Genomic DNA, 23,446 nt, shown 5'->3' with positions numbered 1-23,446 from the left:
GCATCCGCGGCCACATTCAAGGAGCAATTTAATGCCCGTTATTTCAACCAACACCGCGGCCAATTCTGCAGTCCGTTACCTGAATATCAACTCGTCGCAGATGTCGAGCTCACTCTCAAAGCTGTCGAGCGGCTCGAAGATCACCCAGGCATCCGACGATGCCGCCGGTCTCGCGATTTCGACGCGCATTTCATCCGACGTCACCACGCTGCAGCAGGCCGCAACCAACGCCTCACAGGCGACCTCTATCCTGCAGACAGCGGATGGCGGCGCCTCGAACATCAGCGACATTCTCTCGCGTATGAAGTCGCTGGCATCGCAGTCCTCCTCGGCGACGGTGACCGACAGTAGTCGCGCCTATCTCAATTCGGAATTTACCGCATTGAGCGATCAGATTGACAGTATCGCGACCGGCACGCGCTATAGCGGGCAGAGCCTGCTGGATGGTACCAGCGCATTCGCCGCGGGTGCGTCCGTTCTGGTCGGCTCGACGTCGGCCGATACGATCACCGTGAAACTCGACGATCTCACCTCTGCCACGTTGGGTGTCGATACGCTCGATGTCAGCACGCAGGCCGGCGCTACTGCAGCCATCGACGCGCTCGACACTGCCATCGATACGGTCTCCGCCGCCCGCGCGACGATCGGTGCGCAGGAATCGCGCTTCAATTTCAGCGCCAGCTCGATCTCGACGCAGTCCCAGAACCTGCAGGCGGCCAATTCTGCGATCACCGACGTCGACATCGCAGCCGAGCAGGCAAAGCTGTCGTCGTCGCAGGTCAAGGTGCAGGCCGCGGTCGCCGCGGAATCGTCGGCGAACCAGATGCCGCAATATCTGCTGAAGCTACTCGGCTAAGCCGCAAAACGCGGGCCAGCGGCAACGCTGGCCCGCACCCTCGTGCAGGAAAGTAAGGTGGCATGGCGACGGTGACGAGCTCGACTTCCGCAGCGGCAACTGCGGCCTTGGCGACGACCACCTCAGGCACGAAGACGACAACCAGCGTCGATTGGGACGCCTTGATCGAGGCGCAGGTTGCCACCAAGACGGCAGCCGCGACCACGATCCAGACCAGCGTCACCGCGAATGAGGCCAAGATCTCGGCCTATCAGCAGTTGCAGACGCTGCTTACGACGCTGACGACCGACACGACTTCGCTGTCCAAGTCGATCGTCAATTCACTGTCGTCGAGTGCCTATGGAGCGCGATCGGCGACCATTACATCCACTGGCGACGTCAGCGCCAGTTCTGCCGTCTCGATGGCCATCAGCAACGGCGCGGCGACTGGCGATCACACGCTCACGGTGACCCAGATCGCCACAGCCCACAAGGTGATCGGCACCGCCGTCGCCGACAAGAGCGCGGATCTCGGTCTGACCGGCACTTTCTCGATCGGCCTGGATGGCGGCACCAGTGCCGATATCTCGGTCACCAGCGGGATGACGCTGGAGGATCTCGTCGATACGATCAATGCACAGACGTCCACGACGAACGTCCAGGCCTCGATCATCCAGATCTCGAGCAATCAGTACGAGATGATCCTGTCTGGAACCAAGGATAATGCGGATATCACCACCAGTGTGGTGTCGGGCGACGATGTGCTCACGACTCTGGGCGTGACAGATAGTTCTGGCGCGTTCACCGACGTGCTGCAGGAATCGCAACCCGCAATTTTCAGCGTCGACGGCATTACGCTGACGCGCGACACCAATAACATCACTGACGTACTGAGCGGCGTCTCCTTTAGTCTGCTGCAAAGCACGCCATCGGGATCGACAGTCAAGATCAGCATCGATGTCGATACAAGTTCGATCCAGACTGCATTGCAGCAATTCGTCACGTCCTACAACGCTGTGCGCGACTACGTAACCACGCAGCAGACGCTGTCGTCGAGTGGAACCGCAGACACGAGTGCGGTGCTGTTCGGCGACGGCACCATGCGTAGCGTCACGACGCAGATGGAACAGGTCCTGAACTCCATCGTGGGCGATCTGTCGATGAGCGATCTCGGCCTGTCGTTCTCGGACACGAACGATCTTGTGCTCGATACGAGCACGCTCGCCACAACCCTGGCCGACAATATTGACGGTGTCATCGCGCTCCTCGCCACCAAGACCACGAGTTCGTCGGCGGCGCTCGCGGTTGTCAATACAAGTTCATCCCCGCCATCGTCCTTCGTGATGGATATTGCGGTCGATAGCTCCGGTGCATTGTCGGTCTCGGTGGGGGGAGACAGTTCGCTGTTTACCGTGTCCGGCCGGACGATCATCGGAAAGGCCGGCACGATCTATTCCGGCATGGCCTTCAGCTACAGCAGTACGTCATCGGCATCGGTGACCATCACGTCGACCATCGGGATTGCGGCGCAGATCAACGCGATCGCGAGTGCCGCATCGAATAAGACCAGCGGTTCACTGCAGGACCTGATCACCAATTTGAAGTCTCAGGACGACCGGATGCAGCAGCAGATCGACGACATCAACGAGCGCGCCGCGATCTATCGTACAATGCTGACCACCCAATACGCCAAATATCAGTCGGCGATCTCGTCGGCCAATTCCACCCTGGATTATCTGTCCGCCCTTCTCAACGCGTCGAGTGATTAGTCATGCAGCATCAAGCGAATTTTCAGGCTGCCCAGGCCTATCGACAGGCGGCGGTCGCGGTGCCGCCGTTGCGGGCGGTGGTCATGATGATCGATGGGGCGATTACGGCATTGCAGAAATCGGTGACGGCGTCCGAGGAGAAGAAATTCGAGGAGAGCCACGATCTGATGATCCGGGCGACTGCCATCCTGCGCGGGCTGAGCCATAACCTGAATTTCGATCGCGGAGGCGAGGTCGCGGAGGGCCTGCACACCACTTATCATACGCTGATCATGGCCTGCCTGCGGTCGTTCGGGCAGCCGAACGCGGCGCAGTGCTATGGCCGGATCATTGCGAGCCTGACCGAGCTTCGTGACGCCTGGATTGTCGTCGCCCGGAGTGCCGCGAAGCCCGCCTGATCAGATCGACACCGGCGGGCACGGTGAATTCATTGCACCTGCAGAGTTTAGGATCGTTCGATGTCTTTTTGTGGTTGAAAAGTCGGGGCAGCATTGCCTCGCGGCCCGGTCTGCCTTAGGACGCTGGCGTGCCAGTCCGAGCGAGGGCTGACATGCAGCGTACGATCAGGTGCGTGCCGGGCGAGTTTCCAGAATGGACATTCCCGAGTTTGAAGACCTGTTGGGTCGGCACGGTGAAGACGTGTCAACCTGGCCAGATAACCGGCGGGACGCCGCGCTCGCACTGCTGCGGACGTCGGAACAGGCGCGTGCGGCGATGGCCGAGGCGCAATTGCTGCGCCGTGCCCTGCCGTCGGGCGTCGTGCGCGCGCCGGATGGCCTGGTAGACCGGATCATGCAGAAGGCCCGGCAATCCGATGTGGTTCCCGCGAAGCCGGCAAGCAAGCCTGACAGCAAGTAGCTGACGCTTCCGTTACGGTCGCTCTAATCCCGCCAGTGCCGCGGACAATCCCGTGCGCGACTGCCTCCCGTTTCGGCCTTCTACAAAACCTCCCTCGGCCGTCCCAGCGGGCAATTTTTGCCGCGCCTGAGCGCCAATAGCTCGCGCCAAAAAATTTCAGAAAACCCCCGCGGCACAGCGCTTTCTTGTAACGGGGCGCGATGGCTCGCGGGCAGGAGCGGCCTGCAAAGAATCTTTGCCTGAACGGCCGAGACCACCCGTTTCAATAAGGAACGGACTTCACGAGCACTCTTCTCACTGACGCAATTCCGCAGCGCTGCGCGCGCGGATATCGCCGGAGCGCGCCATGACTGTAGCTGCAACGACGTCAACCACGACCACGACAGCCTCGACGGCGTCGTCTTCGTCGGTGACCTCTGCCATTACGTCGCAGCAATTTCTGAACCTGCTGGTGACCGAGTTGCAGAACCAGAATCCGCTCGACCCAACCAATTCGACCGACTTCATCAATCAGCTCACGTCCTACGCCAATTTCGATCAGCAGCAGACGCTGAACAGCAATATGGGCACGCTGGTGTCGTCGCTCAACAGCCTGCTCGCACTGAATTCGTCGAACTATATCGGCCAGACTGTTACCGCGAAAACCGACACCGGCACGCTGAAAGATGGCCAGATCTCGTTTGGCTATTCGCTCGAGTCCGCCGCCTCCGATGTCACGCTGAGCGTCAAGGATTCATCCGGCAACACGGTGTGGACCGGCAGTGGAACCACGACCTCGGGCACCAACAGCTTCACCTGGGACGGCACGGCGACGGACGGCACCCAGCTGACCGACGGCGGCCAGTACACGCTCAACGTCTCGGCCACCGATAGCACTGGTCAGTCTGTCTACGGCTACACGACCGTCACCGGAAAGGTGACCTCGATCGACAACTCGTCCGGCACCCCGATGCTCAATATCGGGAGCACGTCCGTGAGCACCAGCAACGTCATCGGCGTCACTTCCTGAGTTTACTTTGGAGTACTGATTATGAGTCTATCCGGCGCGCTGTCTTCAGCCATCTCCGCTCTTAACGCCCAGAGCTCGGCTCTGGCGATGATTTCCGACAATATCGCAAACTCATCGACGGTCGGCTACAAGACAAACTCGGCATCGTTCGAGTCGCTGGTGACGGGTTCGTCCAGCGCATCGGCCTATTCGTCCGGCGGCGTGACGACGCTCTCGAAGTCCAATATCACGACGCAGGGCCTGCTGACGACAACATCGACCTCTACCAATATCGCGATCCAGGGCAACGGCTTCTTTCCGGTAACGACGTCGCTGACCGGCGGCTCGACGCTCTACACGCGCAACGGCGGGTTTACGACGGATTCCGACGGCTATCTCGTCAATAACGGTGCCTTTCTTCTGGGTTGGCGCACCGATGCGGCCGGCAATGTGATTGGCAGCGCCAGCAGCGGAAATCTCACGACAATCGATACGAGTGTGGCGCAGACCAGCGGCAGCGCGACGGCGACCACCACCTTCTCGGCCAATTTGCCGGCGGACGCCGCGGTCGGCGATACGTTCACCACGTCGATGTCGGTCTACGATTCGCTGGGAACGTCGAGCTCGATCCAGGTCACCTGGGCTAAGACTGCGGACAATACCTGGAGTGCGAGCTTCGGCCAGCCGACATTGTCGTCGGATTCGACGACGACAACCGCGGCAACCCCGACCAGCACCGTGTCGGTTTCTTTCAATACCGACGGTTCGCTGGCCAGCACCAATCCCAGTCCGGCAACGCTGGCGATCACTGGTTGGACCACAGGGGCGGCGGACAGCAACATTACGCTCAACCTCGGCACCGTAGGCGGCACCGATGGGCTGACGCAATATGCCTCCGGCCTATCTACTCCTGCTGTGAACATCACCCGCATCGAGTCCGACGGTCTCGCATTCGGTAAACTGAGCAACATCTCGGTTGGCGAAAACGGCATCGTCAATGCCACCTACTCGAACGGTCAGACCATTGCGATCTACAAGATCCCGGTGGCGACATTTGCCGCTGCCGATCAGTTGGAAGCCCAGAGCAACGGGCTGTATTCGGCAACGGCAGAATCGGGAACGGCTGCGTTGCAGGAATCCGGCACCAACGGCGCCGGCACCATTTTTGGCAGTGAGCTGGAATCCAGCACCACCGATACCAACGAGCAGTTCAGCAGCATGATCTCCGCGCAGCAGGCCTATTCGGCCGCGTCGCAGGTGATCACCGCCGTCAACAAGATGTTCGATACCCTGATCTCGAGCATGAGATGACCGCGATGGTGGCCGAGGCAGACGATGACGCGCTAATGCGGCGACTTGACCGGTTGCTGGCCGCCGCGCAGCGGATCGATCGTGGCGATCGGCGCATGATCCTGGCGCTGCAAGGCGATCTCAGGACGCTGCGTACCACTTTGCAGCAGCGCCGTGACGCGTTGGCGCAGAAACTCAACATCGCCGGCGCGCGTAGCAAAGCGGCGACGGCATATTCCCGGATAGCCTCGCTCGGGCGGCACGCCACGGCAGCCGCGCCCCATCCATCGATCACGGAGTGACCATATGATGACCCGAAGCCCGCCGCTGCAGCCCGCGAGCGCCGATGACGGATCCCGCCTCGAGGATCTGGTCGAGCTGATCGAACGCCTGATCGACGTCGTCGCCGAAGAGAATATCGCTCTGGCGATGGGGCTGCCGGCCTCGCAGTCGCAGCACACGGCGATCAAGTTGGAGCTTTCGGAGCTGTTCGAGGCCTGGGTCAAGGAAGTAGGTCGCAAGAACATGTTGCTTGGCACTTCCGATCGCCTGTTGCAGGGGCGGGTACTCACCCGGCTCGAACAGCTCAGCGTCGCGATGGACGAGAATGTTACCCGCCTGCGCGCCGCGATCGAGGCCAGCCAGCGCCGCATCGACGCCGTGATGGCCGCGATTCGGGAGCAGATATCCGACAGCGCGCCCTACGGCGCCAATGGTCGCATCAGTGCGCAGTCGGCATCCTACGCACGCAACGTGCGAATCTAAACCAAGCCATAATATGAGGTCGCCATCGTGTCGCTGGAGATAGCCCGCAGCATCGCCGTCAGTAGCCTGATGGCCAGTCAGGTCCAGATCAGCGTCGCCTCGTCGAATATTTCGAATGCTGACACCACCGGCTACACGGTCAAGACCGCCAATCAGGTCGCGACCACCAGTGGCGGCGCCGGGACCGGCGTGTCGATCACCGGGATCACCAGCAGCGTCGACAAATTGCTGTTCAAGTCCCTGATCTCCGCAACCTCGGAAGTCGGCGCAGCCAACACCAACAACGACTATCTCAACCGGCTGCAGGCACTGTATGGCAGCACGACCAGTGCAGAAGACACCGGAACTTCGATCGCGAACACGCTGGCATCGCTCGAATCCGCCATCTCGTCGCTCGCCGGCACCACCAGCAGTGCCTCGCTGCAAGCCAATGTCGTGAGTGCGCTTGACGACCTCGCGTCGCAACTGCGCGAGACGTCGTCTGGAATTCAGCAACTGCGCGGCACTGCCGATGCTGCGATTTCCTCCGATGTCGATCAAGTCAATGCCAGCCTGCAGGCCATCGCCGGTCTAAATGCCCAGATCAAGCAGGCAGCGGCTGCGGGGCAATCGACGGGTGATCTCGAGGATCAGCGTAATGTCGCGCTGCAGACCGTCGCGTCGAAGATGAATGTCAGCTATTTCATCTCATCGACGGGGGACATGCAGGTTTATACTGCGTCAGGCCAGGCGCTCGTGGACAGCAGCGCGCATCTGCTCAGCTTCACGGCGGCATCATCCGTTACGGCCAATGCCAGCTACTCGGCCGGTTCGTCCAGCGGGCTCAGCGGCATTTCGGTCAACGGCGTCGATGTCAGTGCGCAGATCACATCTGGTGAAATCGGCTCGCTGTTCAGCCTGCGCGATAGCGTCTTGCCCGCAGCGCAGTCGCAGCTCGACCAGCTTGCCAATACGTTGGCAGACAGCCTGAATGCCGCGAGCAACCAGGGCACGTCGTTGCCGCCGCCAACGACGCTGACCGGCACCACGACGGTCACGGCGGCGACTGCGCTGGATGCGACCGGCACGGTCCGCATTGCCGTTGCCGACCAGTCGGGAAGTCTGGTGTCCTATGCCGATCTCGATCTGTCGACTTATGCGACGGTGGGCGACCTGGTCTCGGCCATCAATGGCATTTCCGGCCTGAGCGCATCGATCAATGGCAGCGGGAAGGTAGTGATTGCCAGCTCCAGCAGCAGCAACGGGGTCGCCATCAATGAGATGACAAGCGCCGTCGGCAGCAGCGGAATCGGCCTGTCCGACTATCTCGGCCTCAATGACCTCGTTACCGGAACCGGGGCATCCAACATCGCCGTGCGCAGCGACATCCTGGCCAATTCAGGTTTGTTCGCCGTCTCGACTCTCGATGCATCGGCAACGCTGATGACGGGCACCAAGGTGCTCACCGCCGGCGCGACCGACGTGGTCGATGCGATCTACGCGGCACTCACGGATTCCCGTACCTTTGGCGCGTCTGGTGGGCTCGGGTCATCGACTGGTTCGTTTGCGGATTACGCGGCCACGGTCATCGCCAATGTCGCGTCGAAGGCGACGCTCGCGGCCACGACCTATACATCCAAGTCGACGGCACAATCGTCATTTACCAATGCGCTGGCGTCGCAGTCGGGCGTCAATCTCGACGAAGAAACCGCGAAGATCAGCACATTGCAGAATCAGTATACGGCCGCGTCCCAGCTCATGCAGGTCATCAACGAGATGTTCTCATCGCTGCTGACCGCCGTGCAGAGCGCGAGCTGACGGGAACCGACTTGATGCAGATGCGCGTTGCCACCTTTGCGATTAACGACCAGATGATCGCATCCGCTTTGCGCACGCAAAGCACCATGGCCAATCAGCAGATCCAGGAGGCTTCGGGGCTGATCTCGTCGGATTTTGGCGGGTTGGGGTCATCGGCGCAGCAGGTGCTCAATCTTCAGGTCTCGGTGACCCGGGCGCAGTCCTATATCGATGCCGCCACGCAGACCAACAGCAAGATCCAGGTGATGTACTCGGCCGTCAATTCGGTGTCTGATCTGGTGACACAGTTCCGCACTCTGCTGACGGGTGCATCGAGCGCTTCGAGCGCGGATGCGGCCAGCGTCACGGAGAGCGCCAAGAACATGCTGGAGCAGATGGCGTCACTACTCAACACGCAATACAATGGCGGCTACCTGTTCGGCGGTTCTTCCACCAAGAACGCGCCGGTGAATCTCTCAAGCTCGGTCTATGCCGCTGCATCGTCTCCATCGACCACCGACACCAGCTACTATCAGGGGAACAGCCAGCTCGCGACGGTGCGTGTTTCCGATAGCCAGACGGTGTCCTACGGTGTCACCGCGGACAATACGGCGTTCGAGCAGATCATGCGGGCGATGAATCTGGCGGCCAGCAATTCACCGCTCTCGACCGACTCGCTCAATGAGGCGCTCGACCTGGCGGTCGATTCCATCGACAAGCTTGGCGTGGTGCAGACGCGAATATCCAATGCATCTGCCTCGATCGAGCGGGCCAGCGCCTATCAGACCGAGTATCAATCCTATGCCCAGACGCTCGGTAGCGATCTCACCAGTGTCGACGTTGCAGCGGTCACCGCCAAACTATCGACTTATCAGGCACAGCTTACGGCATCCTACGCCGCGATTGCCAAGGTTCAGAGCCTGAACCTGGCGAGCTATCTGCGATGATTTGGACGCGAGCGCGTGCGACTTCGACAGCGAGCCTTGTGCGTTATGCAATCCGGAACATGCTCATCGAGTCATGAGTATTGGGCCGAGATGAAGTGTGGTGACTATCCGACTGGATATCGCGGAGCCGGTGTTCCAAGTGTTTTCGTGGGGAAAAATGTGAGTCTTCCAAGAGAGGTGCGGGCCTGGCTAGCTACGCCATTAGTGCCTCGCCAGCAATACCACGACAGCTATGGCGAGCAGCAACGATAGGCCCTTCCAGACCATGTTCGGATTGCGCTCAAGTAGCGGCGCGGTCGGAAGGTTGAGAAACTCCGCCTTCGGATTGCGCAGGTCGTAAACATATTCGGAGAGTTCGTCGTAGCGCTTCGCCGGGTCGGCGTGCACGGCCTTGCGCAACACGCCGTCGATCCATTCCGGGATATCGCTGGCATCGTTGAGTAGAGATCGATAGCGCAGCTTGCGGTGCTGTGCGGCCGTCGTCGCCTTCGCGACCTCCGCTCCGTAAGGCAGCGTCCCGGACAGCATCTGATAGGTGAGGGTCCCAAGCGCATAGAGGTCGGATTGCGATGTGGCGCGCTTGCCGAAAAACAACTCGGGTGCGGTGTATTGCGGCGTGCCGAGAATGTCGCTGTGCTTGCCGGGTGAATCAGCTTCGGCGACGCCGTTGACGCGGGTCGAACCAAAATCGATGATCTTCACCGTGCCCGTCTTGTCGATCATGATATTGTCTGGCCGAATGTCCTGATGGATCATCTCCATCCGATGGAACGCCTGCAAGCCGCGTGCGATCTGCTCGGTGATGCCGCGCACGGTTTCCAAATCCGGCTTCGGATTGTCGAGCATCCACTGCTTCAGTGTCTGGCCTTCGATGAATTCGGCGACGATATAGAGGTAGTTGCGCTTGCGCGACTGTCGGCACGGCTTCAGCACATGCCCGCTGTCGATACGCCGCGCTACCCATTCCTCGATCATGAACCGCTTGAGATAGACCGGGTCGTCGCGCAGATCGATTGACGGAATCTTGATGACGACCTGTTCGTCGCTCTCCACATCGATCGCGAGATAGATGTGGCTGCGGCTGCTGCCGTGCAGTTCGCGTATGATCCTGTAGCCGTCGAAGGCCATGCGGGCTTCAAGCAGCGGTGGCAGCGGCAATTGCGACATCAGAATGTCGCTGGCCTCGCCGTCCGGCACCGCATCGATCCGCACGATCTGCACGGTGAGGTTGTCCGGGCTGTTCTGTGCATAGGCCTCGTCGACGATCAGCTTCGCGGCGGCGTCGAGATCGTCCGCGTGATCGGCGATCGCCGAAGTGATGAAGCGCGCCCCGACGAAATCATAGACGCCGTCGGTGGCAAGGATGTAGACGTCGCCGTCGTCGATCTGCAGCGCCTGATAGTCGATCTCGATTTGCGGGTTCACGCCAAGCGCGCGGGCGAGGTAGCTCTGCTCGGATGAGATTACGACGCGATGGTCGGTGGTAAGTTGCTCGAGTGCGCGGTCCGATACGCGATAGATGCGGGAATCGCCGACATGAAAGAGGTGCGCTGCGCGTGCGCGTATCACCATTGCACTCAGGGTGCAGACATAGCCGCGATCCTTGTCGTAATGGTAGCGGCCGCGCTGGGTCTGGGATTGCAGCCACGAATTGGTCGCAGCGATGACGCGTTGCGCCGATGTCTTCACCGACCAGGATTCGGATGTGCAATAATAGTCGGTGAGAAACGATTTGACCGCAGATTCGCTGGCTTCGCCGCTGACCGCGCTGCTGCTGATGCCGTCGGCGATGACGACGGCAATGCCTTTGAGGCTCAACAGCGGCTCGGTCGGAATCAGGGCGCCGTGGAAATCCTGATTGGTGTCTTTGCGGCCCCTGTCCGAATGCTGGCCGATCGAAATCGTCAATTCACGCGGCATGGGTCACACTAATAAAATGACGCCCCAGCTGGAGAAGCCGGGGCGTCGTGTTGCGAGGATTGCGGGGCGGCCTAGCGGGCGAGACTAGCAACGCGCTTCGGAGCTGTCTTGATGTGTGTTGCATACAGCGTCAGGCCGGTGAAGGTAAGACCGCCAATGAGGTTGCCGAGCACGGTCGGAATCTCGTTCCAGATGATGTAATCCATGATCGTGAACTTGCCGCCGAGCATCAGGCCGGCAGGGAACAGGAACATGTTGACGATCGAATGCTCGAACGTCATCGCGAAGAAGACCATAACCGGCATCCACATCGCGATGACTTTGCCGCTGACGGTCGTTGAGATCATCGCGCCGACCACGCCGGTTGAGACCATCCAGTTGCAGAGCATGCCGCGGATGAACAGCGTCAGCATGCCGGCTGCGCCGTACTGCGCATAGCCGAGCGTCCGGCCTTCGCCGATATGGCCGATCACCTGACCCACCTTGTCCGGCGGCGTCGAGAAACCGAAGGTGAACACGATTGACATCATGATGGCGACGATGATCGCACCCATGAAGTTGCCAACGAAGACGAGCCCCCAATTGCGCAGCACGCCGCCGACAGTGACGCCGGGGCGCTTGTCAAGCAATGCGAGGGGCGTCAGCACGAAGACGCCGGTGAGCAGGTCGAAACCCAGCAGATAGAGCATGCAGAAACCGACCGGGAAGAGGATCGCGCCGATAATCGGATAGCCTGTTTGCACCGTGACGGTGACGGCGAACACCGCAGCGAGTGCCAGGATAGCGCCGGCCATGAAGGCGCGGATGATGGTGTCGCGCGTGGACATGAAGATCTTGGATTCGCCGGCATCCACCATCTTGGTCACGAATTCCGAAGGGACTAGATAGGCCATTACTTGAAAACTTTCTTTGGAGCGGGGTTCGGTTGACGTGGCGTGCGCCTATGGGGCGGCGGCGACGCTCATGTTGAGATAGATGCGGCCGTTCTCGAGCTTGACCGGGAAGCTGCGCGCGCAGCCCTTGTCAGCGCCTGAGGCTTCGCCGTCATCGAGATTGATGATCCAGTTATGCAGCGGGCAGGCGACCTTGCGACCGTGCACGATGCCTTCACTAAGTGGACCGCCCTTGTGCGGGCAGCGATTTTCCAGCGCAAACACCTCGTCGCTGGCGGTGCGGAATACCGCGATCTCGCGCCGCGGAGTCTTCACCGTGCGCGCGCCGCGTTGCGGGATCGCGCGCAGTGGACCGACGTCGAACCAGAAGTCGTTGGATGGGACCATTGTCATGTTCATTCTGCCGGGACGGCTATAATCGAGTTGAGTGTTGCGAGCGGCGTAAACTCATGCTGTTCGCGGCCGGCGGCGCGTTCGGCCCAGGGATCCTTGCGGACCGCGCGCTGTGATTTCTCGAAGCGCGCCAGCAGCGCGCGGCGGTTGTCGGCGTCATCCATGATCGCCGCGCGTACCTTGTCGAGGCCGGCGTTTTCGACCCACTTCCAGACGCGTTCGAGATAGCCCGCTTCCTCGCGGTACATCTGCATGAAGGCAGCGATGTATTCGATCGCCTCATCCTCGGTATCGACATGGCCAAGCAGATCGGTCTGGCGGACATGCAGGCCTGCCGCACCGGCGATGTGGATGTCGTAGCCGGATTCGACGCAGATCACGCCGATGTCCTTCACCGTGGATTCCGCGCAGTTGCGCGGGCAGCCGGAGACGCCGAGCTTCACTTTCGCAGGCGCCCATGAGCCGCACATGAAGCGCTCGAGCTTGACGCCGAGACCGGTCGAATCCTGCGTGCCGAAGCGGCACCATTCGGAGCCGACGCAGGTCTTCACCGTGCGCAGGCCCTTGGCATAGGCCGCGCCGGAGACGAGGCCCGCACTGTTGAGTTGCGCCCACACCGCGGGCAGATCTTCCTTCCGCACGCCCAGCAGATCGATGCGTTGGCCGCCAGTGACTTTCACCGTCGGAATCTTGAAGCGGTCGGCGACGTCGGCGATGGCGCGTAGTTCGTCAGGGGTGGTCAGGCCGCCCCACATGCGCGGCACAACGGAGAAGGTGCCGTCCTTCTGGATGTTGGCGTGGACGCGCTCGTTGATGTAGCGCGATTGCGCATCGTCGGCATATTCGCCTGGCCACGCGCAGAGTAGATAATAGTTCAGCGCCGGGCGGCAGGACGGACAGCCGCAGGAGGTTTTCCACGCCAGTTCCTGCATCACGGCGGGAACGGACTTCAACTCCTTCGAGAGAATGAAGCCACGGACTTCGCTGTGGGTGAGGTCGGTGCATTTGCACATCGGCTTGCGGCCGGCGGCGGAGTAATTGTCGCCAAGCGTGGCCGCGAGCAGCGATTCCACCTTCGCCGTGCACTGGCCACAGGAGGCCGATGCCTTGGTGCGGGCGCGCACGTCATCGAGGGTGGTGAGGCCGTGGGCGGTGATCGCCTGCGTGATCGCGCCCTTGCACACGCCGTTGCAGCCGCAGATTTCGGCATCGTCCGGCAACGCTGCGACAGCAGCGATCGGATCGAGTGCAACGCCGCCCTGATAGGCCTGACCGAGGATCAGCGCGTTGCGCATGGCGCCGATATCGACGTTCTTTTTGAGGAGGTCGAAATACCAGGAGCCGTCGGCCGTATCGCCATAGAGCACCGCGCCGATGATGCGGTCGTCGCGCAAGACGACACGCTTGTAGATGCCTCGGGCAGGATCGCGCAGCACGATCTCATCCTTGACGTCGCCTTCGGCGAAATCGCCGGCCGAGAACAGGTCTACGCCGGTGACTTTCAGCTTGGTCGAGGTGGTCGAGCCGATATAGCCGTCCACGGTTTCGCCGGCGAGGGTCGCCGCGAGGGTCTTCGCCATGTCATACAGGGGCGCGACAAGGCCGTAGCACTGGCCGCGATGCTCGACGCACTCGCCGACCGCATAGATGTTGTCGTCGCTGGTCCGCAGATGATCGTCCACGACGATGCCGCGCTTGACGTTGAGGTCGGCTAGCTTGGCGAGTGCGGTGTTCGGGCGGATGCCGACCGCCATCACGACGAGATCGGCCGGTAGGGTCCGACCATCGTCGAGCCGGACTGACTCGACACATGTGTCACCGAGGATGGCTGCTGTGTTGGCTCCGGTCAGCACCTCGATGCCGCGCGCCTCGATCGCCTTTTGCAACAGATAAGCGGCATTGGGATCGAGTTGGCGCTCCATCAGTGTTGGCATCAGATGGACAACGGTCGTTGTCATGCCGCGCATGGCGAGGCCGGCTGCAGCCTCGAGGCCGAGCAAACCACCGCCGATGACGACAGCGTGGCCGCCCTTGCCAGCTGCATCGAGCATCAAGTTGACGTCGTCGAGATCGCGATAGGTGACGACGCCGGGCAGTTCCGCGCCGGGTACCGGAATGAGGACCGGCTTCGAGCCGGTTGCGATAATCAGCGTGTCATAAGCTTCGACCGCGCCGGACTGTGTGGTGACGGTTTTCGCAACGCGATCGATCGCGACGACGAGTTCGCCGCGCCTGAGATCAACCTTGTTGGTCGCGTACCACTCATCGGTGTGGATCAGAATGTCGTCATATGCCTTCTCGCCGGAGAGCACCGGCGACAGCATGATGCGGTCGTAATTAACACGCGGCTCCGCGCCGAACACCACTACGTCGTAGCGGTCTGGTGCGCGTGCGAACAGCTCGTCCATGACGCGGCCGGCGGCCATGCCGTTGCCGAGGATGACGAGCTTCAGCTTCTTTGCATTCGGTTGATCGAGCATGTGCAAACCTGTTTGGACCGCTGTCGATCGGAAACAGGAACTCGCACACCAAACCCGGTAGGGATGGAGTCACGATGACCGCTTCGCACCTGACAATCAGGAAGCGAGCTGTGTCCCTGCGCTTGAAACCAGCAGCGGTTTCAGCATCCGGCGGACGGCGGTCATCATTGACGTAGATATTATTAGCAAATGGCGTGCCAACGTACCTGTCGTCTAACATTCTGATTTTTCGACTATTTCTAAATGAGCTCGGCTGTCGCAGATTAGTCGTGCCATTAAAACGAGCGGCATTACTGATTTCCTAGGCAGGTGATTAAATCTTGTGCGGTGCGCTTCAGGTTCGAGGTGGCTCCCGATCTGTGCAGACAACAGGTTCGAAGGCGGACGCGCGCCGGCGAAGATCTCGTCAATTTATTGGTGGATTGTTGCGGTAGTGAGCTGGCCGTTCTCGGTGCTCGGCCGGGCACGGCGACGCAGCAGGTAAAGCGTGCCGAGGGCAGGGCGCCCTGCTTCGAGGCGCAGCTCGGAATTCTCCTTGCATGCGATTTCGAAGTCCTTCGCGGCGCAGGTTTCGAAATATGTCTCGCTATGGGCGAACCTGCCTGACGAGAGCAACGTGAAGTCGCCGTGACCCGCGTCCTCGATGCTTGCTGCGAAGAGGCCACCCGCAGGGAGCACGCGCGCAATCAGGCCGATGAGTTCTTCCAGCCGGCCGAGATAGATCAGAAGATCGGCAGCGAAGACGAGGTCGAAGCTGCGCGGGCTGTCCGCGAGATAGCTCACGACATCGGCCTTGATAAGGTCGTGATAGGCGTTCCGCCGTGTTGCGATGGCGAGCATCTTCCCCGACAGGTCGATGCCGGTCAGTCGCGCGCCGAACCGCCCGAGTGGCTCTGCAGCCAACCCCGTTCCGCAGCCGAGATCCAGAATGGTCGCAAGTGTCGGTCGGCGGGACGCAATCATATCGGCGAGTTGCTGCGGCACCTTGTAGCCAAGAATGTCCACAAGCTTGCTGTCGAAGCCTGCGGCGAATTCGTCGAAGTGCGCTTCGACATAGGCTGCCGGTGCGCGATCATGTGTCTGTCCACCGACGGCATCCAGCAAGTAGCGCTGCACGGGATCGTCCGGCTGGCCTTCCAGTCGCAGATGTCCGACCGTGGCAGCGGCTTCATGCATGCCATAGGCGCTGAACAGCGCGAATGCGGTGCGCAAGACCTCATCCAATGGCTCGGTCTCCTGTCCCGCAAGTGTCGGGTAGCGGTCGATGGCGCCCTGAATGTCGCCGTCCAGCATCGAAGCAAAGGTACGCGCGCGGGCGTAGAGACGCAGTGTCACGCCTTCCAGCGGCACAAAGCCGTTTGCGGTTGCCAAGGCATCGGCGCTCTCGCCAAACCGGCCGGCCATGTAGAAGGCCTGTCCGAGGCAAAGATGCGTGACCGCGTCGATGCCGCCCCAAGATAGTGCGCGTTGCAGATGCACGATCGCTTGCTCGGGACGGCGGGAGCCGAGATACAGCACGCCCAGGCCGAGATGAGCGTCGCCAAGCGAGGCATCGCCGGACAGAGCGCGCAGATAGGCCGCTTCAGCATCATTGATACGCTGCAGCCGGTAGGCGAGGCTCGCATATTGCAGCCATGTCGTTGCGTGGTCCGGATCGATGGCGAGCGCCTGTCGCGCGCATGCTTCAGCCAGTTCGTCGCGCCCACTCAACTGGTAGTCCGAAGCAAGCGCGCGCCAGGCGACAACATCCGTCGGCATCAACGCTAGTGCAGCCAGCAGCGCGTCGATCGCTGTATTGCGCTGACCAAGATTGCGGCTCATCGCCGCAAACTGTCGCAGCGCCGAACTTGCACTGTCGGATTGTTCCATCAGCAGCGCAAAAGCGGCGTGCTCGCGCATCCAGCGATCGATCTGATCGGCGACGTATCGGGCGTCCGGAAGTGCGAGCGTAGTGGAATCCATCGAGTCAGTCAGGAAAGTCGAATCCGAAGTTGTGCGCTATGCTGCTTCTGCTCAATGCGCGCCGCGAAAACAAGGTGGCGATTGTGCCGCAGAGGTTGTGTTTCTGATATCAGGTTGCGCGATGCGTAGTCGTCTAAGGTCGCATCATCTGATCTGTTGCCGCGGGTTCCAATCCGTATAAGCTGTCCTGAAAGAAAAACGACCACTGGGCGGAAATGAAATGGAGAAGGCGCGGTGAAATCACCCGTCGTAAAGCGATCGATCGTCGTCGCCGGACACAAGACGAGCGTCAGTCTCGAAGAGGCGTTCTGGACGGCGCTGAAGGAGATCGCCGGCATGCGCCGGATCACGATGTCGCAGCTCGTCGGCGAGATCGACAAGAACCGACAGCAGAACAACCTGTCCTCGGCGATCAGGCTTTACGCGCTGGCCCATTACCAGGCCCTCGTCCCGCAGTCCGGGCTGTCGTAGGCGTCCGGTAAGCCCTGCGGCGGACCGGCTGGCGGCAAGGCGCATCTGCGCCTACATTCGGTCCAGCCACTTCCACATCAGTCAGGGCCTCTGCATGACCGTTCACCAGCGCAATTTGTCCACCCCCATCGATCCCGTGAAGCTCGACCGTCTGGCCGAAGTCGCCGTGAAAGTTGGGCTGCAACTTGCGCCGGGGCAGGATCTGCTGCTGACCGGCCCCGCCGCGGCGCTGCCGCTGGTGCGCAAGATCGCTGAACATGCCTACAAGGCCGGCGCAGGTCTGGTGACGCCGTTTTTCTCCGATGAAGAGATGACGTTGGCGCGCTACCGCTACGGCCACGATGTGTCGTTCGATCGCGCCGCCGGCTGGCTTTATGAGGGCATGGCCAAAGCGCTCGGCAACAACACCGCGCGCCTTGCCATCGTCGGCGACAATCCGATGCTGCTGTCGAACGAAGATCCCGCCAAGGTCTCGCGCGCCAGCAAGGCGAATTCCATCGCTTATCAGCCGGCGCTGCAGAAGATCGCTGGCTTCGACATCAACTGGAATATCATCGCTTATCCCACGCTGTCCTGGGCCAAGCAGGTGTTTCCCGGTGACGAAGACGACGTTGCCGTACAGAAGCTTGCGGACGCGATCTTCGCGGCGTCGCGCGTCGACAATGCCGATCCCATCGCCGCCTGGGCGAAGCACAATGCTGCGTTGCGTAGCCGCACCGAATGGCTGAACGGCCAGCGCTTCCATGCGCTGCATTTCACCGGGCCGGGCACCGATCTTGTGGTGGGTCTTGCCGACGGCCATGAATGGGAAGGCGGCGCGTCGACCGCCAAGAACGGCATCATCTGCAACGCCAATATCCCAACCGAGGAAGTCTTCACCACGCCGCATGCCGCGCGTGTCAACGGTCATGTCCGATCAACCAAGCCGTTATCTTACCAAGGTACGCTGATCGACGACATCGCGGTGCGCTTCGAGGACGGCAAGATCGTCGAGGCAAAGGCCTCGCGCGGCGAGGAAGTACTCAACAAGGTGCTCGACACCGACGAAGGCTCGCGTCGGCTCGGCGAAGTGGCGCTGGTGCCGCATTCGTCGCCGATCTCGGCGAGTGGCCTCTTGTTCTACAACACGCTGTTCGACGAGAATGCCGCATGCCATATCGCGCTCGGCCAGTGCTATTCGAAGTGCTTCGTCAATGGCGGCGATCTCACGCCCGAGCAGATCGCGGCGCAGGGCGGCAACAAGAGCTTCATCCATATCGACTGGATGATCGGCTCCGGCGAGATCGATATCGACGGTGTTCACAGCGATGGCCGCCGCGTGCCGGTGTTCCGCAAGGGCGAGTGGGCGTAACGCTGCAGCTATGATCTGAACGGGCGCGGAAACTGAGTCTTCAAATCTATGGCCCAGCCCCACCGCGTCGGCTTTCTCCTGATCGACGGCTTCGCGCTGATGTCCTTCGCCTCGGCGATCGAACCGCTGCGCGCCGCCAATGTGCTGGCCGGCAAGAAACTGTATCAGTGGCTGCAGATCTCGACCGGCGCCGACGCGATCCTGGCGTCGAACGGATTGTCGGTGGCGTCCGATCACACCATTGCCGACAGCGTGCGTTACGACACGGTGCTGGTTTGTGCCGGCGGCAATCCCGCTGGTTTCGATGATGCCAAGACGCTGGCGTGGCTACGTCGCCTCGCGCGCGCGGGCTGCGCCGTCGGCGGTGTCTCCGGTGGGCCGTTCATTCTGGCCAAGGCTGGCATACTCGATGGCGTTCGCTGCACGATCCATTGGGAGCATCTCGATGCGTTCATCGAGGCCTTTCCCGAGATCGAGCCGACGCGTACGCTGTTCGAGATCGATAGCAACCGGCTCACCTGCGCCGGTGGTGTCGCCGCGCTCGACATGATGCACGCCATCATCCGCCGGGATCACGGCCAGGCACTGGCAGCGAAAGTCAGTGACTGGTTTCTGCAAACCGCCGTGCGGCTCGGCGACGACAGCCAGCGCATTTCATTGCGCGAGCGCCTCGGCACCAGCAATCGCGCCGTGCTCTCGGCGGTCACCGTGATGGAACGGCGTCTGGCCAGCCCTGCGCCGCGCGACGAGCTGGCAAAAACGGCCGGCGTGTCCGTGCGCCAGCTCGAGCGGCTGTTCACCGCACATCTCGGCGTAACCATTGAGCAGCATTACATGACCCTGCGCCTCGGGAAAGCTCGTGCACTGCTGCAGCAGACCAGTATGCCGGTGGTCGAGGTCTCGGCCGAATGCGGCTTCGCCAGCGCCAGCCATTTCGCACGGATGTATCGGCGGGCCTTCGATGTGCCACCGTCGCAGGACCGGATGTCGGGGAAGAGCAAGGCGAAGTGAGGCCTAGCTCCGCCGCGGATAAATAATCACAGACAGATACGTCATAGGCGCCTTCACCAGTTCTTCCGGGCCGTGCTGCGCGGCTGCGTCGAAGAACAGCGTGTCGCCGGGCTCCATCAGATAGGTCTGGTCGGCATGGCGATAGCGCACCTTGCCTGTCAGCATGTAGATCATCTCGACGCCGGCGTGACGAAAGTTACTATAGGCCTCGGCGTCCTCGTTCAGCGTGATCAGATAGGGCTCGACGCCGAGCTCGCCGTGGATCGAATGGCCGAGCAGTTGATAGTGATGGCCGGACTTGGTGCCGCGTCGCTCGATCTTGACACCCGTACCGGCTTTCACGAAAGAGCAATCGCGCTCTTCCTCGGTCTCGCGAAAGAATCTGGAGATCGGCACGTTGAGCGCTTTCGATAGTGCATTCAACGTCCCCAGCGATGCGGAGATGCTGCCGGTCTCGATCTTCGACAACATGCCGGTCGAGATGCCCGCCGATGTGCTGAGCTCGGCCACCGTCAGCTCCAGCTCCTTGCGGAGCTGCCGCACTTCATTGCCGATCTTGGATTCCAGGGAGCCACCGACTTCCAGCGGCGCGTTCGAACCGGTGCGCAGCTCCTCCAGCTTTGAGCGGGCGGGCGATGATTTCGTTTTCTTCGGTTTCACTTTCACGATGGCGTTTCCTGCAGCGTTGATTTCCCGACAATAGCAATATTTCTTGTCAGGAAAACTATTTTCTCTGTGGTTGACATGGCGGTTTTGTTTCGGGCAAGGTCCACGCGCATTCAACGAGCGAGACGCGAGCCATGTGCGGCATTGCCGGTCTGTTTCTGAAAGATCAAAAGCTGGCCCCCGAATTAGGCGGGTTGCTCTCCGGCATGCTGGAAGCGCTGAGCGATCGCGGCCCTGACTCTGCAGGCTTTGCTGTTTATGGCGACGGCGATGCCGGACAGATCAAGCTGACGCTGCGTGCCGCGCCGTCGTTTGATTTCGCTGCATTGGTGGCGTCGCTCGGCAAGGTCGCCGGTGCGCCGATTGCATATCAGGTGCACGACACCCACGCTGTCATCAGCATCCCCACCGATCGCGAGGCTGCCGTGGCATCTGCGCTCCTCGGCATGAAAGACGTCGACATGGTTGCACGGGGCCGGCGCATGGCCGTGTTCAAGGAAGTCGGTCTGCCCGCTGACGTGGCCAAGCGCTTTGGTCTGAACGCGATGGCCGGCACCCATGCCGTCGGCCACACCCGCATGGCGACGGAGTCTGCAGTGACCACCAATGGCGCGCATCCCTTCACCACGGGCACGGACCAGTGCCTCGTGCATAACGGTTCGTTGTCGAACCACAATGACGTTCGCCGCGAGTTGATCCGCCAGGGCATGACGTTCCGCACCGAAAACGATTCCGAAGTCGCCGCCGGCTATATCTCATCGCAAATGGCCGCCGGTGCTTCGCTGCAGGATGCGATGACGTCGTCGCTCGCCGCGCTCGATGGCTTCTACACATTCGTCATCGGCACCGAGACCGGCTTCGGCGTGCTGCGCGATCCCATCGCCTGCAAGCCGGCCGTGATGGCCGAGACCGATCGCTGGGTTGCTTTCGGCACTGAATATCGTGCGCTGGTCGATCTGCCCGGCATCGATACGGCAAAGCTCTGGGAGCCCGAACCCGCCAAAGTCTATTTGTGGGAGCGTCACTGATGCCCACGGTCGATCTCGCTTCGTCGCCGCTGCGCGAACTTAACGGCGCTCTGCACAGGCTGACACCCAGCACCAACGAGACACACTGGACCGTCACCAATCCGCGCGGCCAGCACAATATCGCGGTCGGTCTCGATTTTCCGGTCGAGATCGAGATCGACGGACACGTCGGCTATTACTGCGCCGGTATGAACAAGCAGGCGCGCGTCACCGTGCGCGGCAATGCCGGGCAGGGTGTCGCCGAAAACATGATGTCGGGCCGCGTCCATGTCACGGGCGATGCCTCGCAGGCTGCTGGCGCCAGCGGCAATGGTGGCCTGCTGGTGATCGACGGCAATGCGTCCGCGCGTTGCGGCATCTCCATGAAGGGCATCGATATCGTCGTGAAGGGCTCGGTCGGCCATCTCTCCGCCTTCATGGCGCAGGCCGGCAAGCTCGTGGTGCTCGGCGATGCCGGCGAGGCACTCGGCGATTCCATCTATGAGGCGCAGCTCTTCGTGCGCGGCTCCGTCGCCAGCCTTGGTGCGGATTGCATCGAGAAGCCGCTCAAGGACGAACACAAGACCGAGTTGAGGCGGCTGCTCGATGAAGCCGGCGTCGAAGGCGTCAGCCCCGACGAGTTCAAGCGCTACGGCTCGGCGCGTAAGCTCTATCACTTCCACATCGATAACGTCGGATCATACTGATGAGCGCGCAAGACCGCTGGATCCATACGCCGCCGCGCAAGTCCGCGACCTTCGATGATGCAGCCATTGCGGAAATTCGCCGTGCGGCCGCGACCGGCATCTATGACATCCGCGGCGCCGGCGCCAAGCGCAAGCTGCCGCATTTCGACGATCTGCTGTTTCTTGGCGCCTCGATCAGCCGCTATCCCCTCGAAGGTTACCGGGAGAAATGCGCCACCGATGTCGTCATCGGCGCGCGTTTCGCCAAGAAGCCGATTCATCTGAAGATTCCAATCACCATCGCTGGCATGAGCTTCGGTGCGCTGTCCGGTCCCGCCAAGGAAGCGCTCGGTCGCGGCGCATCGGCGGTCGGCACATCCACCACCACAGGCGACGGCGGCATGACGCCGGAAGAGCGTGGTCATTCCGATCTGCTCGTCTATCAGGTGCTGCCGTCGCGTTACGGCATGAATCCGGACGACCTGCGTAAGGCCGATGCAATTGAAGTCGTGGTCGGGCAGGGCGCCAAGCCCGGTGGCGGCGGCATGTTGCTCGGCCAGAAGATTACCGAGCGCGTCGCCGGCATGCGCCGTCTGCCCGTCGGCATCGACCAGCGCTCGGCGTGCCGGCATCCGGACTGGACCGGGCCCGACGATCTCGAAATCAAGATCCAGGAACTGCGCGAGATCACCGACTGGAATATCCCCATTTACGTGAAGGTCGGTGCCTCACGCCCGTATTACGATATCGCGCTCGCGGTGAAATCCGGCGCCGATGCCATCGTGCTCGACGGCATGCAGGGCGGGACGGCTGCGACGCAGGATGTGTTCATCGAGAATGTCGGCCTGCCGACGATGTGCGCGATCCCGCCTGCGGTGAAGGCGCTGCAGGATCTCGGCATGCATCGCAAGGTGCAGCTCATCGTCTCCGGCGGCATCCGTAATGGCGCTGATGTGGCCAAGTGTCTTGCGCTTGGCGCGGATGCGGTGGCGATCGGCACGGCCGCGCTGATCGCGCTCGGCGATAATGATCCGGCGCTGGAAGCCGAGTACCAGAAGCTCGGCACCACCGCCGGCGCCTATGATGACTGGCATGAAGGCCGCGATCCCGCTGGCATCACCACGCAGGATCCTTTGCTGGCCGCGCGGCTCGATCCCGTGATCGCCGGCCGCAAGCTCGCAAACTATCTCTCTGTGATGACGCTGGAAGCGCAGACCATCGCACGCGCTTGCGGCAAGAGCCACGTCCACAATCTCGAACCGGAAGATCTGGTGGCGCTGACAATGGAGTCGGCGGCCATGGCGAGGGTCCCTCTCGCGGGAACGAACTGGATTCCCGGCAGCAATATCTAACGAGCCATTATGGCTGGATGATCTTC

The 23,446-nt window shown here is 61.4% G+C and carries 22 protein-coding genes; 16 read left to right on the top strand and 6 right to left on the bottom strand.

The window, feature by feature from the left end; translation table 11 throughout:
• The first annotated feature begins 31 nt into the window (after positions 1-31).
• The 10 genes from AB7828_RS17650 to AB7828_RS17605 all read left to right on the top strand — a co-directional run bounded on the left by AB7828_RS17650 (position 32) and on the right by AB7828_RS17605 (position 9,228).
• A complete protein-coding gene (locus tag AB7828_RS17650) occupies positions 32-856 on the top strand; it encodes a flagellin (protein ID WP_089266590.1) in 825 nt (274 codons plus the stop codon).
• A 62-nt stretch (positions 857-918) separates the two neighbouring features.
• The gene (fliD, locus tag AB7828_RS17645; protein WP_441230758.1) at positions 919-2,604 is read left to right on the top strand and encodes a flagellar filament capping protein FliD; all 1,686 of its coding nucleotides are present in this window, start codon (positions 919-921) and stop codon (positions 2,602-2,604) included.
• 2 nt (positions 2,605-2,606) lie between these two features.
• The gene (locus tag AB7828_RS17640; protein WP_120287833.1) at positions 2,607-3,002 is read left to right on the top strand and encodes a flagellar export chaperone FliS; all 396 of its coding nucleotides are present in this window, start codon (positions 2,607-2,609) and stop codon (positions 3,000-3,002) included.
• 193 nt (positions 3,003-3,195) lie between these two features.
• Positions 3,196-3,462 (top strand): hypothetical protein, encoded by a 267-nt coding sequence (locus tag AB7828_RS17635; protein WP_439065552.1) that lies wholly within the window; start codon positions 3,196-3,198, stop codon positions 3,460-3,462.
• A gap of 346 nt (positions 3,463-3,808) precedes the next feature.
• Positions 3,809-4,471 (top strand): flagellar hook assembly protein FlgD, encoded by a 663-nt coding sequence (locus tag AB7828_RS17630; protein ID WP_441230757.1) that lies wholly within the window; start codon positions 3,809-3,811, stop codon positions 4,469-4,471.
• A 21-nt stretch (positions 4,472-4,492) separates the two neighbouring features.
• Positions 4,493-5,761 (top strand): flagellar hook protein FlgE, encoded by a 1,269-nt coding sequence (flgE, locus tag AB7828_RS17625; RefSeq protein ID WP_441230756.1) that lies wholly within the window; start codon positions 4,493-4,495, stop codon positions 5,759-5,761.
• Positions 5,758-6,042, top strand: a complete 285-nt coding sequence (locus tag AB7828_RS17620; RefSeq protein ID WP_439065555.1) for a hypothetical protein — start codon at positions 5,758-5,760, stop codon at positions 6,040-6,042. Before flgE ends, AB7828_RS17620 begins: the two co-directional genes overlap by 4 nt.
• A 4-nt stretch (positions 6,043-6,046) precedes the next feature.
• Positions 6,047-6,505 (top strand): flagellar protein FlgN, encoded by a 459-nt coding sequence (locus AB7828_RS17615; protein ID WP_441230755.1) that lies wholly within the window; start codon positions 6,047-6,049, stop codon positions 6,503-6,505.
• Between the two features lie 27 nt (positions 6,506-6,532).
• Positions 6,533-8,302, top strand: coding sequence for a flagellar hook-associated protein FlgK (flgK, locus tag AB7828_RS17610; RefSeq protein WP_441230754.1), 1,770 nt, complete (start codon positions 6,533-6,535; stop codon positions 8,300-8,302).
• A 14-nt stretch (positions 8,303-8,316) separates the two neighbouring features.
• Positions 8,317-9,228 carry a flagellin gene (locus AB7828_RS17605; protein WP_441230753.1) on the top strand — a complete coding sequence of 304 codons (912 nt, stop codon included), beginning with the start codon at positions 8,317-8,319 and terminating at the stop codon, positions 9,226-9,228.
• 201 nt (positions 9,229-9,429) lie between these two features.
• On the opposite strand, the gene AB7828_RS17600 is transcribed toward AB7828_RS17605, so the two are convergent.
• The 5 genes from AB7828_RS17600 to AB7828_RS17580 all read right to left on the bottom strand — a co-directional run bounded on the left by AB7828_RS17600 (position 9,430) and on the right by AB7828_RS17580 (position 16,876).
• A complete protein-coding gene (locus tag AB7828_RS17600; RefSeq protein WP_441230752.1) occupies positions 9,430-11,148 on the bottom strand; it encodes a protein kinase domain-containing protein in 1,719 nt (572 codons plus the stop codon).
• A gap of 71 nt (positions 11,149-11,219) precedes the next feature.
• The gene (locus AB7828_RS17595) at positions 11,220-12,041 is read right to left on the bottom strand and encodes a formate/nitrite transporter family protein (protein ID WP_089265759.1); all 822 of its coding nucleotides are present in this window, start codon (positions 12,039-12,041) and stop codon (positions 11,220-11,222) included.
• A 48-nt stretch (positions 12,042-12,089) separates the two neighbouring features.
• Positions 12,090-12,434 (bottom strand): nitrite reductase small subunit NirD, encoded by a 345-nt coding sequence (gene nirD, locus AB7828_RS17590; RefSeq protein WP_374725601.1) that lies wholly within the window; start codon positions 12,432-12,434, stop codon positions 12,090-12,092.
• Between the two features lie 2 nt (positions 12,435-12,436).
• Positions 12,437-14,914 carry a nitrite reductase large subunit NirB gene (nirB, locus tag AB7828_RS17585; RefSeq protein WP_441230751.1) on the bottom strand — a complete coding sequence of 826 codons (2,478 nt, stop codon included), beginning with the start codon at positions 14,912-14,914 and terminating at the stop codon, positions 12,437-12,439.
• A gap of 411 nt (positions 14,915-15,325) precedes the next feature.
• Entirely contained in the window at positions 15,326-16,876 is a 1,551-nt protein-coding gene (locus AB7828_RS17580; protein WP_441230750.1) for a methyltransferase domain-containing protein, read from the bottom strand.
• A gap of 234 nt (positions 16,877-17,110) precedes the next feature.
• Between AB7828_RS17580 and AB7828_RS17575 the strand changes: the two genes are divergently transcribed.
• The 3 genes from AB7828_RS17575 to AB7828_RS17565 all read left to right on the top strand — a co-directional run bounded on the left by AB7828_RS17575 (position 17,111) and on the right by AB7828_RS17565 (position 19,709).
• Complete coding sequence (locus tag AB7828_RS17575) at positions 17,111-17,347, top strand: ribbon-helix-helix domain-containing protein (RefSeq protein WP_089265762.1); 237 nt, start codon at positions 17,111-17,113, stop codon at positions 17,345-17,347.
• A 94-nt stretch (positions 17,348-17,441) separates the two neighbouring features.
• Complete coding sequence (locus AB7828_RS17570) at positions 17,442-18,698, top strand: aminopeptidase (RefSeq protein WP_441230749.1); 1,257 nt, start codon at positions 17,442-17,444, stop codon at positions 18,696-18,698.
• 48 nt (positions 18,699-18,746) lie between these two features.
• Positions 18,747-19,709, top strand: a complete 963-nt coding sequence (locus AB7828_RS17565) for a GlxA family transcriptional regulator (RefSeq protein WP_441230748.1) — start codon at positions 18,747-18,749, stop codon at positions 19,707-19,709.
• Positions 19,710-19,712: 3 nt separating this feature from the next.
• On the opposite strand, the gene AB7828_RS17560 is transcribed toward AB7828_RS17565, so the two are convergent.
• The gene (locus tag AB7828_RS17560) at positions 19,713-20,369 is read right to left on the bottom strand and encodes a helix-turn-helix domain-containing protein (protein WP_441232261.1); all 657 of its coding nucleotides are present in this window, start codon (positions 20,367-20,369) and stop codon (positions 19,713-19,715) included.
• A 140-nt stretch (positions 20,370-20,509) separates the two neighbouring features.
• Here AB7828_RS17560 and AB7828_RS17555 point away from each other — a divergent pair, with 140 nt between their 5' ends.
• The 3 genes from AB7828_RS17555 to AB7828_RS17545 are packed head-to-tail and all read left to right on the top strand — an operon-like array spanning position 20,510 to position 23,420.
• A complete protein-coding gene (locus tag AB7828_RS17555; RefSeq protein ID WP_441230747.1) occupies positions 20,510-21,403 on the top strand; it encodes a class II glutamine amidotransferase in 894 nt (297 codons plus the stop codon).
• Positions 21,403-22,089 (top strand): protein glxC, encoded by a 687-nt coding sequence (locus AB7828_RS17550; RefSeq protein WP_441230746.1) that lies wholly within the window; start codon positions 21,403-21,405, stop codon positions 22,087-22,089. The genes AB7828_RS17555 and AB7828_RS17550 overlap by 1 nt, the downstream gene beginning before the upstream one ends.
• Complete coding sequence (locus AB7828_RS17545; RefSeq protein WP_089265768.1) at positions 22,089-23,420, top strand: FMN-binding glutamate synthase family protein; 1,332 nt, start codon at positions 22,089-22,091, stop codon at positions 23,418-23,420. The genes AB7828_RS17550 and AB7828_RS17545 overlap by 1 nt, the downstream gene beginning before the upstream one ends.
• Positions 23,421-23,446 lie beyond the last annotated feature (26 nt).

The organism is Tardiphaga sp. 215_C5_N2_1 (assembly GCF_052076055.1).
In the GTDB taxonomy this organism is placed as follows: Bacteria; Pseudomonadota; Alphaproteobacteria; order Rhizobiales; family Xanthobacteraceae; genus Tardiphaga; species Tardiphaga robiniae.
The sequence above is the reverse complement of the archived record's forward strand: the minus strand, read 5'-3'. Positions and strand labels throughout refer to the sequence as shown.